9 protein-coding genes are annotated in these 13,364 nt (G+C 63.5%); 6 read left to right on the plus strand and 3 right to left on the minus strand.

Going from position 1 to position 13,364, the window contains the following annotated elements; translation table 11 throughout:
- The first annotated feature begins 110 nt into the window (after window positions 1-110).
- The 3 genes from CABTHER_RS08615 to mutS are packed head-to-tail and all read left to right on the plus strand — an operon-like array spanning window position 111 to window position 6,932.
- A complete protein-coding gene (locus tag CABTHER_RS08615; protein ID WP_014100240.1) occupies window positions 111-2,315 on the plus strand; it encodes a S46 family peptidase in 2,205 nt (734 codons plus the stop codon).
- A gap of 33 nt (window positions 2,316-2,348) precedes the next feature.
- The gene (locus CABTHER_RS08620; protein ID WP_041569171.1) at window positions 2,349-4,211 is read left to right on the plus strand and encodes a hypothetical protein; all 1,863 of its coding nucleotides are present in this window, start codon (window positions 2,349-2,351) and stop codon (window positions 4,209-4,211) included.
- Window positions 4,212-4,268: 57 nt separating this feature from the next.
- The gene (mutS, locus tag CABTHER_RS08625) at window positions 4,269-6,932 is read left to right on the plus strand and encodes a DNA mismatch repair protein MutS (protein WP_049787489.1); all 2,664 of its coding nucleotides are present in this window, start codon (window positions 4,269-4,271) and stop codon (window positions 6,930-6,932) included.
- Window positions 6,933-6,985: 53 nt separating this feature from the next.
- On the opposite strand, the gene mpl is transcribed toward mutS, so the two are convergent.
- From mpl to dacB, 3 genes are read right to left on the minus strand one after another with little or no spacing between them, the layout of a single operon-like run.
- Window positions 6,986-8,401: a UDP-N-acetylmuramate:L-alanyl-gamma-D-glutamyl-meso-diaminopimelate ligase gene (mpl, locus tag CABTHER_RS08630; RefSeq protein WP_014100243.1), complete on the minus strand. Its 1,416-nt coding sequence runs from the start codon at window positions 8,399-8,401 to the stop codon at window positions 6,986-6,988.
- 1 nt (window position 8,402) lies between these two features.
- Window positions 8,403-8,780: a hypothetical protein gene (locus CABTHER_RS08635; protein ID WP_148263997.1), complete on the minus strand. Its 378-nt coding sequence runs from the start codon at window positions 8,778-8,780 to the stop codon at window positions 8,403-8,405.
- Window positions 8,777-10,441 (minus strand): D-alanyl-D-alanine carboxypeptidase/D-alanyl-D-alanine endopeptidase, encoded by a 1,665-nt coding sequence (gene dacB, locus CABTHER_RS08640; RefSeq protein WP_014100245.1) that lies wholly within the window; start codon window positions 10,439-10,441, stop codon window positions 8,777-8,779. The genes CABTHER_RS08635 and dacB overlap by 4 nt, the downstream gene beginning before the upstream one ends.
- Window positions 10,442-10,662: 221 nt before the next feature.
- Here dacB and chlG point away from each other — a divergent pair, with 221 nt between their 5' ends.
- From chlG to CABTHER_RS08655, 3 genes are all read left to right on the plus strand, one after another.
- On the plus strand, window positions 10,663-11,577 hold the full coding sequence (chlG, locus tag CABTHER_RS08645; protein ID WP_014100246.1) for a chlorophyll synthase ChlG: 915 nt from the start codon (window positions 10,663-10,665) through the stop codon (window positions 11,575-11,577).
- A gap of 75 nt (window positions 11,578-11,652) precedes the next feature.
- Entirely contained in the window at window positions 11,653-12,840 is a 1,188-nt protein-coding gene (locus CABTHER_RS08650; protein WP_014100247.1) for an ArsA family ATPase, read from the plus strand.
- 184 nt (window positions 12,841-13,024) lie between these two features.
- Window positions 13,025-13,252 (plus strand): bacteriochlorophyll c-binding family protein, encoded by a 228-nt coding sequence (locus CABTHER_RS08655; protein WP_014100248.1) that lies wholly within the window; start codon window positions 13,025-13,027, stop codon window positions 13,250-13,252.
- Window positions 13,253-13,364 lie beyond the last annotated feature (112 nt).

Here is a 13,364-nt window from a genome sequence, read left to right on the forward strand (position 1 = left end):
CCTCCCTGACAGGCTGCCTACGGACTCTTGCTTTCGGCCGGTGTCATTTCCGGTTATCGTCTGCGAATGCACGACACACAACATCCTGAAATGGAGCGCGTTTGTTTCCTATGTACAAGCGACTGATTGCCGGGGGGCTGGCCCTGGTGCTGTCTTCCGGCTGCTTCTTTACCCTCACCCAGGCCGAAGAAGGCATGTGGCTGCCGGATACGGTCAACACCCTGCCTCTTGCCAAAATGCGGGCCAAGGGTTTCACCCTCAAACCTGAAGACATTTATAACCCGAACGGCCCCAGCCTCAAGGATGCCATCGTCATCATTGACGGCGGCACGGGGGAGTTCATCTCTCCCGAAGGGCTTCTGCTGACCAACCACCACGTTGCCTTCGACGGCATCGCCAGCCTGAGCACCCCGGAAAAGGATTATGTCGCCCATGGCTTCGTCGCCAAAAACCGGAGTGAAGAACTGCCGACGCCGGGCTACACCGTTCAGGTGCTCGACATTATGAAGGATGTCACGGCGGAAGTCCTTGCCGGCGTCACACCGGAGATGACCGCCGAGGAACGGGAGGAAAAAATTGCCGAAAACCGCAAAAAGATCATTGACGCCCAGACTCAGCCGAACCGGCAGGCCCAGGTCGTCGAAATGAACAGCGGGTTGCAGTTTTACCTCTACGTCTATGACGTGTTTCCCGACGTGCGGATGGTCTATGCCCCACCCAAGGACATCGGCTACTACGGCGGCGACCCGGACAACTTCGAGTGGCCGCGCCACTGCGGGGATTTCACCTTTTTCCGCGTCTATGCCAACAAGGACAACCGCCCGGCGGCCTATGCCAAAGACAACGTGCCCTACCGCCCGAAGAAGTACCTGACGATTTCGCTGGCCGGTTACAAGGAGGGCGACTTCACCATGGTTATGGGCTATCCGGGGCGCACGAACCGCTACCGCGAAGCCGCAGCCGTTGAAACCAGCGAGCGGGTTCAGATTCCGCTGCTCATTGACTTTTTTACCGGCCAGATTGCCGCGCTCGAAGAGGCCGCCAAGACTGACCGCAAGACGGCGCTGGCGCTGGCTTCGCAGATTTTCGGGCTGAGCAACTCGCTCAAGGCGTACCAGGGCGCCCAGCGTACGCTCCGCCGCGTCCAGTTTCTCGAACGCCGCCGCAAGGAAGAAGCTGCGTTGGCGCAGTTCATCGCTGGCACACCGGAAAACCAGAGCAAGTACGGCGATGTCATTCCCAAACTGACCAAACTCAACGAGGAGCAGCGGCCGTTCGTGCCCACAGATTTCCTGCTGCCGCGGATTCCCGGTTTCGTCAGCCAGGTGGCTGGCGTGGCCAGTCTGGCGGTGGCGCGCGCGCTGGACGCTGAAAAGCCAGCCAGTGAACGCAATCCACAGCTTGAAGCTCAGGTGAGCCGGGCCAAGGCTGCCATTCCGAACCTGTTTCGTGACCGGAACGCGAGTCTTGAACAGCAACGGCTGGTGGCGCTCTTTGAACTGGCCGATAAGCAGCCGGCAGGCTACCGTGTGGCTTTTCTTGACAGGCAGTTTGAAGGCAAAACCGGAGAAGCGCGCGCGGCAGCACAGCGGGAACTCGCCCGGCACATCATCGAGTCGCCCTACTACAGCACGCCGGGGCGGCTACAGGTGCTGTTTGAGCTGTCGGCGGCCCAGCTCCGGGCGCTGGACGACCCCGGAATCAACTTCCTGCTGGCGCTGGCCCCCGAAAACGATGCCGCACGCAAGCGTACGGAACGCTTCAATACTGAAGTTACCCCGCTGCGGGCGCGCTACATTGCAGCACTGGCAGCCAGTCGCGGCAACCAGTCCTTCTACCCGGACGCCAACCGTACGCTGCGGTTCACCTACGGCGAAGTCAAGGGCTACACACCCAAGGATGGGGCCACTTATCGCTACTACACGACCCTGTTTGGGGTTGTCGAAAAGGACCGTGGCGTTGAACCGTTTGCCGCGCCCCAGGCGGTCATTGACCTGTACCGGCGCAAGGATCACGGCCGGTACTTTGAGCCACGTTTCGGCGATGTGCCCGTGAATTTTCTCTCCACGAATGACATCATTGGGGGCAACTCGGGAAGTCCCATCCTGAACGGGCGCGGCGAAATCATCGGCGTCGTCTTCGACGGCAATTTTGAAGGGTTGGGCAACGACTTCCTGTATGATTACGACAGCCAGCGCACCATCAGCGTGGACATCCGCTACGTACTGTTCCTGACCGAGAAAATGGCAGGGGCGGATTACCTGTTCAAGGAAATGACCTTTGCACCGGCCAGCGGCGCGGCAACGCGCCGGTAAACCGCCGGTCAACACGGTGTGTGGGAGGTTGGCATGCTCGGGCGACTCATGTGGCGTGGACTTTGTGGTCTGGTCGGTCTCGTTCTCATCAGCGGCGTGGTCGTGGCCCATGAACGCGGACATGGCCCTACCCGCGACAGCGCCCGTGCGGCGCTGCGGATGACGGCTGACGATCCCCGTTTCTTTCCGCTGCACGCCATCCGGCCCGGACTGGTCGGCGTGGGCCGCACGGTATTTCAGGGCGACCGCGTGGAAGACTTCGGCGTGGAAATCCTGGGAATTTTGCCCGGCACACCGAATCCGAAACAGTCCTTCATCGTGGCGCGGCTGACCGGCTCCAACGTCGAGCGCACGCTGGTCTTTGCCGGGATGAGCGGCAGCCCGGTTTTCATCGAAGGCAAGCTCGTCGGCGCGATCTCGGCGGCCTTTGCCTTTGCCAAGGAGCCAATTGCGCTCATCATGCCGATTGCCCACATGATTGAAGTCTTTGCTGAAAGCGACCCGGCGCCGCTCGCCCGGCGGACCGGGGCGCTTTCGCCTATCCCGGTTGACGCGACAGCCGTGGCGCACATTCCGGCGCTGCGTGATGCCTGGCGCGAAGGCGGAGCCTTCCTACCGATTGCCACGCCACTGGCGGCGTCCGGCTTTGCTGTGGATGTCCTGACCCCCTTTGCGGCCACCTTTGAAGGGCTGGGTTTCCGGGTTGTCAACGGTGGCGGCGCTCCGGCGCAACCAGCCGGATTGGGCGTCATCACCCCGGAAACCCTTGCGCCGGGGCGGACGGTCTCCGTGGACCTCATGCGCGGCGACTTCGGTCTGAGCGCCTCCGGCACGGTGACGTGGCGCGATGGCGATGACATTCTGGCGTTCGGTCATCCCTTCTTCAGCCCCGGCGGGATTGGCGGCGTGATGTTTCCGATGTCAGAAGGCGAAGTGGTGACGGTCATCCCGAACGTCGGCAACTCCTTCAAGCTGACCGTGCCCAAAGCCCCGGTCGGAGCCATGACGCAGGATCGCTCGGCAGCCATCCGTGGGCGGCTGGGCATCACGGCCCCGATGATTCCGGTGACGGTTGAGGTCAAAAGCGCGCTTGGTGCTGCCCGGCGCTACCATTTTGAGATTGTCGAAGACGGCTTCCTGTCGCCGATTCTGGCCAACATCGGCGTCGCGGCCAGTCTGACGGCCACGGAACGCAGCATCGGCGAGGCGACACTTCGCGCCGAAGGGCGGATCGAGCTGGACGGCGCACCGCCGGTCCGGTTCGCCCGTTCGATTGCTTCCAACTTCAGCCCGGCGACAGGCGTTGGCGTCAGCGTGGCGCAACCGCTGGCGACATTGCTCAACAGCGGGCTGGCCAAGGGGAAGGTACGCGCCATCCACGTCACTGTGACAGCACGGGATGCCCGGCTCAACGCCACCCTGGACGGACTGTGGGCCGACCGCCTGCGCGTCCGGCGGGGTGAAACCCTCCACCTGACGCTTGTGGCCCACAATGCCCAGGGGCAGACTTTGGTCGAGAAGGTGCCCGTCACCATTCCGGACGATGCGCGTCCCGGTATGGTGACACTGCTCGTCGGTGATGGCCGCGTCATGGATGCCCTCGATCCGGTTGTGACCGGTACGGCTGAGAACCTGGGGCAGCTTGCGGCGGCGCTCAATCGCCTGCACCGCCCTGACCGGCTCTACGTTCGGCTCTACCGTACTGAGCCGGGTGCAGTCATCGGCGAGGAGGCCATGCCGGCGCTGCCGGCTTCCTATCTGGCGACCATCAGCAGTGCGCGCATCAGAACCGAAGGAAAAGCCCTGCCGACCCTGACCCTGCTCAAGCAGGAACTACCACCCGGCGAGTGCGACGTGAGCGGCCGCCAGCAACTGGAGGTTGAAATCCTGCCGTGAGGCTGGCCGGTCACGGCCGGGGCCGCAACCGCACCCGGTAAGGAGGAACGGAACTCGGTGTCCACGGCAGCGACCCCGATGATGCGCCAGTACTTTGCCATCAAGGCCAAGTACCCCGGCACCCTGCTCTTTTTCCGGCTCGGCGACTTTTACGAGATGTTCTTCGAGGACGCCCACATCGCGTCACGCGAACTCGATCTCACCCTCACCGCCCGCCACAAGGACACCGCCCAGCCCGTCCCCATGTGCGGCGTTCCCTACCATGCCGCCGCCGGCTACATTGCCCGGCTCGTCGAGCGCGGCTACCGCGTCGCCATCTGCGAACAGACCGAAGAGGCCACCGGCAAGACCAAGCTCGTCGAACGCGCCGTCGTGCGCGTGGTGACGCCCGGCACCTCCCTCGAAGAAACCCTGCTGACCGGAGCCGAAAACCGCTTTCTCGCCGCACTCTCCAGCAACGCGGAAGCCACCGCTGTTGCCCTGCTTGACGTCACCACCGGCGAGTTTTCCGTGACCGAACTGCGGGGCGAAGCACACCTCGAAGCCGCACTCAACCTGCTCGAACGCTTTGACCCACGCGAAGTCCTCGCCCCGCAAACACTCGCCCCACTGCTCAGTGCAGCCTTCCCGCAGCCGCCTTCGCCGGATGCACCGGCGGAGGGGAAGCCCTCCGGGCCACCGCGCTTCACGGCCGCGCTCACCCTGACCGAACAGCTTTCATTTGCCCCGGATGCCGGTGAAGCCCTGCTGCGCGAACACTTCGGCGTCCGCTCGCTGGCCGGCTTCGGCCTCGAAGGCCGGCCGCTGGCGATTGGCGCCGCTGCGGCTGTCCTGCGTTACCTCCGTGAAACGCAGATGAGTGACGCGCGTCATGTGACCGGCGTGACGTGGTTCGAGACGACAACCACGCTCGAACTCGACCTGCTGACGCTCAAAAATCTGGAAGTCATCACAGGAGCCAGCGGCAGCAAACGGGATGCCCTGCTGGGCGTCCTCGACGACACCATCACCAACATGGGCGCGCGCCTGCTCAGGCAGTGGCTTCTGCGTCCGTCGCTTGAGCTGCCCATCATCGAAGCCCGCCTCGATGCCGTGGACGAACTGCACCGGAAACCCATCGAACGGGATGGCTTCCGGCAGTTGCTCCGCGACATTCAGGACATCGAACGTCTCGTCGGACGGCTTTCCCTCAACCTGGCCACGCCCCGCGACGTAGCCGCGCTGCGCACAAGCTGCGCACATCTGCCGGCGCTCAGGGAACGGCTCCTGGCCTGTACGTCGTCCCTGCTGCTGACGCTCGGTGAAAGCCTCGACCCGTGCGCCGACCTGCACCAGCGCATGGCCGAAACCCTGTCCGATGCGCCTCCGGTCAAACTTGACGAAGGCGGCGTCATCCGTCCCGGCTTCAGCGCCGAACTGGATGAGTTGCGTCATCTGCGCCATGACGCCAGCGGGGCCATGGCCGCCATCGAACAACGGGAGCGTGAACGGACCGGCATTGGTTCGCTCAAAGTGCGCTTCAATCAGGTCTTTGGCTACTACATCGAAGTCACCAAAGCCAACCTCAAGTACGTTCCGGCGGACTACGAACGCAAGCAGACGATTGCCAACGGCGAACGCTACACGACGCCCGAACTCAAGCAGCTCGAAGCGCGGCTGCGCGACGCCGAAGTGCGGCTGCTGGCGCTGGAAACCCAGCTTTTTCAGGAACTGCGCGCCTTTCTCGTCGCCCACGCCCCGCGTTTGCAGACGGCAGCCCGCATCGTGGCCGTGCTCGACGTGCTGGCGGCGCTGGCGGAAGTGGCCGCGCGACGGCGCTACGTACGCCCGGAACTGCACGCCGGCGATGAACTCGTCATCGAAGACGGCCGGCATCCGGTGGTCGAAGCCAACGTCGAGCGGTTCGTGCCCAATGATGTCCGCATGAACAATTCGACCGACCGGCTGCTCATCATCACCGGGCCGAACATGGGCGGCAAAAGCGTGTTTCTGCGCCAGACCGGTCTCATTGTCCTGATGGCGCACGCTGGCGCGTTTGTGCCGGCCCGCCGCGCCTCCATTCCGCTGGTGGACCGGATTTTCACGCGCATCGGCGCTTCAGACAACGTGGCGCGCGGCCGTTCGACCTTCATGGTCGAGATGACGGAAACGGCCTGCATTCTCAACACGGCCACGCCGCGCAGCCTCGTTCTGCTCGATGAAGTCGGGCGCGGCACTTCGACCTTTGACGGGCTTTCCCTCGCGTGGGCGGTGTGCGAGTACCTGCACGACGATCCACACCACGCAGCAAAAACGCTGTTTGCGACGCACTACCACGAGCTGGTTGAACTCGCGCAGGTGCTGCCGGGCGTGTGCAACGTCCAGTTGGCGGTTTCGGAACAGAATGGCGACATCGTGTTTCTGCACCGCGTCATACCGGGCAGCGCCAGCAAGTCCTACGGCATAGAAGTCGGACGGCTGGCCGGGCTTCCGGCTTCGGTCATCGCGCGCGCCCGCGAAATTCTGGCGAATCTGGAAGCCAACGAACTCGATGTTCTCGGCAAACCCAAGCTGGCGCGGCATCTGCCGGCCCGCCGGGGCAGGGCCCAGCGCGCGCAGCCGACGCTGTTTGAAGCCGTCAACGAAAGCGTCATCGAAGAACTCCGCGCGCTCGACCTGAACAGCCTGACACCTGACCTGGCGCTGACCGTTCTGCGCCGCCTGCAGGAGCGGCTGCTGTAGCCCAGGGGCACTTGGCGGCACAACGCGCGCAGCCAAAGGCTTTTGACCCATCCTCACCCCTGGCTGGTCTTCCGGTTCAAGGCTTGCAGCAGCTTGTCGTGCAGGCCGTCAAAACCGCCATTGGACAGAATGGCGACGACTTCCCGTGGCTGGAGATGCCCCAGCAGGTACTCCACAATGGCCTCTGCGCCAGCGCGTACAACCGCCGTCTTTCCGCGCGCGGTCAGGTCGGCGCCGAGCTGTTCGGGTGAAAAGCGGTCGTCTTCTGCCACTTTGGCGCTTTCAAACACCGGCGCGATAACAACCTGCCGGGCAGCGTCAAACGCCTCGGCATAGGCCGCCTGAAACACCCGCTTGCGCGATGACCACGAGCGCGGCTCAAACACGGCCGTCAGGGGACGCCCCGGAAAGCGCCGCGCCAAGGCTTCCAGGGTTTCCCGAACAGCCGTCGGATGGTGCGCGAAGTCGTCAATGACGGTGATGCCGCCGACTTCCCCCCGGACTTCCATCCGCCGTTTGACCGCACGAAACGTAGCCAGTCCCGTGGCGATGCGTTCCGGGGAAACGCCCCAGCGGGTAGCGGCAGCAATGACGGCCAGCGCGTTGCGGACGTTGAACGCGCCAAAGGTCGGCAACTCGAACGTTGCCCACGGCATACCGGCCCGACTGACACGGAAACGCATACCGTTCGCCGTGTATTCCAGGTCGTGGGCGCGCCAGAGCGCATCGGGTGCATCGAGTGCAAACCCTTCCACCGGGGCCCACGCCTGCGCCGCCACGTCGCGCGCGTGCGGCGAGTCAAAGCCGACGATGCATGCACCGTTGCGCGGAATGAGATTGACGAAGCGCCGGAAGGCCAGCTTGACGGCATCCAGGTTGGGGTAGATGTCCGCGTGATCGAATTCGACGTTGTTGACGATGCCGATTTCCGGCAGGTAGTGCATGAACTTCGGCCCCTTGTCGAAATAGGCCGTGTCGTATTCATCGCCTTCGAGCACGACATAGTCGCTTTCCGTCACGCGAAAGCTGGAGCCGAAATTTTCGGCCACCCCCCCGACGAGAAACGTCGGCTCCAGCCCGCCAACCGTAAGCACATGGGCGGCCAGCGCCGTGGTCGTCGTTTTGCCGTGAGTGCCGGTGACGACCAGAACGCGTCGCCCCCAGAGAAATTCCTGCCTGAGCACTTCCGGCAGCGAAGCATAGCGCCAACGCTGTTCCAGTACGTACTCCACCTCCGGGTTGCCGCGTGGAATGGCATTGCCGATGACGACGACATCCGGCCGGCGGTGCGCCAGATGCGCCGGGTCATAGCCCAGGTTGACCGGAATGCCCAGGCGGGCGAGTTCATCCGACATCGGCGGATAGACGTGGGCATCCGAACCGGTGACTTCGTGGCCACGCGCCTTGAGCATCCCGGCCAGCGAGGCCATGGCTGTGCCGCAAATGCCAATGAGATAGTAGTGGGTCATATCATGGCGCTCCCGTGACACCTTCCGTTGGTTGGCTCTGGCTCAACTCGCGGGTCAGTGCCGCAAGTGGCCGCCAGTCCCGGTCGGCAATGCGGACTTCGGTGGCTTCCCAACCCCGGGCCGTCCGGGCCAGCTTGAACGTGGCCTCCACCTGCGCTTCGACGATGGCATCGCCGGGTGAAAAGCCGGGCAGAACGCGCCGGATGCGAATGCGGTCACGCTCGTAGCGTCCGCCCAAGGCGCGCTGAAGCACCTGCTGCGCCTCCCGCGCCGAAAGCTGCCGGCCGGCAGCCAGCCCGGCGGCAAAAGCCGCTGCCGCCAGACCACTGCCAACAGCGACCGCCAGGAAGGTGACTTTCCAGAAGCGTCGGTTCATCATTGCTCCGTTTCCACAGCAGCCGTTTTGGCGGCTGCGCCGGTGTATTCGGCCATGGCCTTGCCCAGGTCGTCGCCGGCGGCCACTCCGGCCGTACGGGCGGTGTTGAGATGGTTGGCCACGAAACTGAACACGAGCACCCGCCCGTCGGCGGCGGTGACGTAACCGGCCAGCGCGCTCACGTCATCGAGCGTGCCAGTCTTGGCCCGCAGATTTTCGGCGGCGCGCGTCCCCTTCATGCGGCTGCGCAGCGTGCCGTCCACACCGGCAATGGGCAGCGAATCGTAAAACACATCCCAGGTTGGATGTTTGCGCATAAAGCGGAGCAGGGTCGTCAGTGCGCCCGGCGTCAGGTTGTCAAGCCGTGACAGCCCGGAACCGTCGCGGATTTTCAGTTCGGTCACGGCAACCCCGGCGCGGGCGAGGAAATCCGCCACGACTTCACAGCCGGCCACGTCGGCATCCTTGTCCGGCGCACCACGTGCCTTTCCCAGATGGCGCAACAGGAGTTCAGCGTAGAGGTTGGAGCTGATTTTGTTGGTCGTCCGCACCCAGAGCGCCAGCGGCGGCGACTCGATGAAAGCCACTTCCCGGAGCGTCTCCAGCGCCAGCGGCTGCCGCTGCCGCAGGTTGGCGTCAGCGCGCCGGATGCCACCCCGCACGACGATGCCCCGGCGCACGAGCATGTCCCGGAACAGGTGCGCGGCAAAGCGGGCCGGGTCGTGAATGGCCACGCCCAACTCACGTCCCCCGTTGGGCGGCAGTGCGCCGTACAGTTCGATGACGTTGTCAGCCAGGCCGCGGTGCAGCCCAAAGGTGTCGGTTTCCTTGCCGGCGGCCGTCACGGCTTCGTTGCGCAGGGTGATGTAATCCGTCGCTGGCGTACAGGTGACGGCCACCTTTTCTCCGGGGCGCGTCGGCGCCACGGTCAGCGTCACGTGGTTGTCAGCGACGGACAGCGCACTGACTTCCGCGCCGTAGTACCACTGCAAGTCATCCCAGCCCCAGCCGTCGCCGAGCGGCGCGGCGCGGAAGTAGCTTTCATCGCCGACGACATCGCCGGTGATTTCCCGGATGCCGGCCGCCGCCACCTGGTCGGCAAGCTGTTCGAGCGGCGTCAGGCGGGTGTCTTTTTTGTCGGCGTTATAGCGGTCGGAAATGGTCGGATCGCCGCGGCCAACGAGTGTCAGATCGCCGGTGACGACGCCGTTGGCATCCGGCGGCGGCACATAGACCGAGGTGCGTACGCGGAAGTCCGGCCCCAAAACATCGAGCGCCGCAGCCGTGGTGACGAGTTTCATGTTCGAGGCCGGTAAAAACCGCTTCTCGCCGGCGACATCGGCCAGAACTTCGCCCGTTTCAGCATCTTCAATGTGGATGCCGAGACGCGCGCCCTGCAATGCCGGACGGGCAGCCAACTGCTCCACAAACGCCTGAAGTGCCCCCGCTGGCAGTGGTTTGCCTGGCGACGCCAACGGGGCCGAAGGTGACTGCGGGGTGCCTTTCGGTGATGATTTCGGCGCTGCTTTCTGTACCGGGCGCGCGGCTGACCGACCGGCCCGCTGCGCTTCGACCACCGGAGCAGGTTTCCAGAGCAGTCCGGTAGTGAGCGCCAGCCCGACGGCCGCCTTCAACCAGAATGCCGGGCACGGTTGCTGAAGCATGTTCAGTCTTCACAAGGTGTCCAAGGTGTGGCACCGGCGGCTTTTGCCCCCGGCGCCTCAGATGACTCACCTTAGCATGGCGGACGAAAAGCTTTCGACCGGCAAAGTTTCCGTTGCAGTCAGCCCTACCATGAGCGAAGTTGGAAGGGAAACGTCCCGCTGATTCCTGACAAGCTGACCCACTGACTTTCTGTCAGCCCGTCCATCGGCTGCTGATTCCAATGGCGAACCAATACGTACCACAGGCTTGTTCCGTACCGCTCGCAACGTCGCGGGCCGACTTCTGGCGTGCTGTTCTCGAACTGATGAAACCGCTCACCTGGTTTGCCCCGATGTGGGCGTTCCTGTGCGGAGCCATCAGCAGTGGGGCCGCGCCGACGGGTGAGTTCCTGTGGAACCTGTTTCTGGGAGCCATTCTGGCCGGGCCGCTGATGTGTTCGATGTCACAGGTCATGAATGACTACTGTGACCGGGAAGTGGACCGCATCAACGAGCCGCAGCGGCCGTTTCCTTCCGGGCGGATTACAGAAGCCCAGGGGCTTTGGCTGTGTACGGCGCTGACGCTCGCCTCTTTCGGAATGGCCTGGATTGTTGGCGCCTGGCCGGTACTGCTCATCACCGTTGCGGCTTTTGTGATGTCGTTGCTCTACAGCGCGCCGCCGGTACGCGGCAAACGCAATGGCTGGTTCGGCAACGGGCTGGTGAGTTTTGCCTACGAAGGCGTGGCGTGGGCGACGGGCTGCCTGGCGGTTTCCGGGGCCTTTCCGCCAGCGAGCCTTGCCGGGGCGGTGCTCTACAGCATTGGCGCGCACGGGATCATGACGCTCAACGACTTCAAGAGTGTGCCGGGCGACACGGCGCTGGGGATTCGTTCCGTGCCGGTGCAGCTTGGCATTCCACGCGCCGCGCGGGTGGCCTGCTATGTCATGAACATTCCGCAACTGCTGTGTGTGGGCCTGCTGGCGTGGTACGGGGAATGGCTGTGGGCGGCCGTCCTGATGGGGCTGCTCGTGGCCCAGATACCCCTTCAGGTCAAGCTCGTCCGGGACCCGGAGGCACGCGCCCCCTGGTACAACGCCACCGGGACGACGCTGTATGTGCTGGGCATGATGGCTTATGCCATTGCGATTCGCTGAGCGGCCCGGTCGCCGTAGATGCCCCCTGAACACGCGCTTGGGCGCAGACTTGCACGAGACGAGAAGACGGAACGTATGAGAATCATCATCTACACCGGCAAGGGCGGAGTTGGAAAAACCAGTGTTGCGGCAGCAACGGCACTGCTGGCGGCCGAGCGCGGCCTGCGTACGCTGGTGATGAGCACAGACCCGGCCCACAGCCTTTCGGATTCCTTCGACCTTCCGCTTGGCCCCGAACCGGTACGGATTGCCGACCGGCTCGATGCCCTGGAAACCAACGTCTATCGGGACCTGGAAGAAAACTGGGGCGTGGTGCGCGCCCACTTTGCCGAAATCCTCGCCAGCCAGGGGGTGGATGGAGTTCTGGCAGACGAGTCCGCCATCCTGCCCGGCATGGAAGAACTGTTCAGCCTGACGCGCATTCGGAAGTACCGGGAAAGTGGCGAGTACGACCTGCTCGTGGTGGATGCCGCGCCCACGGGAGAAACCCTGCGCCTGCTTTCGATGCCGCAAACCTTGAACTGGCTCATCCGGCTGGTGCGCGGACTGGAAGCCTCGCTTGTACGTCCCATTGTGCGCCCCCTGGCGAATGCCACACCCGGACTGCGGAAGTACATGGCGTCAGAGAAGGTCTTTTCCGAAGTTGATCGCATGTTCCGCAACCTCGAAGTCATGCACGACATTCTGTGTGACGGCACGACAACGACGGTGCGCCTGGTGATGAACGCCGAAAAGATGGCCATCAAGGAGTCCAAGCGGGCACTGACTTACCTGAATCTCTACGGACTGCTTTCGGATGGCATCGTGGTCAACCGGCTTTTGCCGGTTCACGAAAACAGTGGTTTTCTGGAAGGATGGAAGGACGTTCAGCAGCGTTACCTGGCGGAGATTGAGGACTCATTTCAGCCGTTGCCAATTCTGCGGGCACCGATGTACGGTTCAGAAGTCGTCGGTATAGACCGCCTGCGGGTGCTGGCCCGCGATCTCTTTGGCGACACTGACCCGGCAGCGCGGCTCTACGACGAGCGTCCCTTTGAAATGTGCAAATCCGAGCATGACTGCCGCATTCGCATCCGGCTGCCGTTTCTGGAGCCAGACCGGCTCGAAACCTGGATTGCGGGCGATGAACTCGTCATCCAGATTGGCAACCAGCGGCGGATGGTTGGTTTGCCGACCTCGATGATTGGGCTGGAACCCAGTCATGCCGAGTATCAGAATGAATGGTTGAGTATTTGCTTTGAAACCCCGGTCGGGGTTGGCTGAAACCCGACCGGGGCGGCGGCGTCGCCCTGACGTACCTGACAGGTAGCGCGCCCTGCCGGTTGTTGCGTGTCAGTGTCCAGCGCAAGCAGCCAGGTGCCTGCCAGCATGGCCACGGCGTGTCCGGTTTACGTCCCCAAAGTTCAGCTCACTTCCTTTCCATCCGAACTTCGGAGGACTTGTTGCTATGGGTCAGTTCAAAAAAGTCGTGGACTCCATCGTCGAGATCGGCGAGATCAACCTTGAAGGTCACATCAACCTCGTGGGCGACATTTACCGCGCCATTGCCTACAACTTCGACCGCATTCAGGGACGTATGTTTGACAACCTGTATGACGGCGGCGGGGCACGGCGCAGTATGGGCGCGTCTCCGGCGGGCAAGACCACGGCTTCCCGCTTCACAGCCGAAGGATAGTCCAGGATGGGAAGTTCGGGTTGGGCGCCGGGAGCCACCTGGTGCGCCATCCGGGCTTCCCGTTTCATCCACCCAGTCCATCCACGCCCCATCAAGGCGGTTTGAGGAGAAA

The sequence above is a fragment of the Chloracidobacterium thermophilum B genome (genome assembly GCF_000226295.1).
Taxonomy (GTDB): Bacteria; Acidobacteriota; Blastocatellia; order Chloracidobacteriales; family Chloracidobacteriaceae; genus Chloracidobacterium; species Chloracidobacterium thermophilum.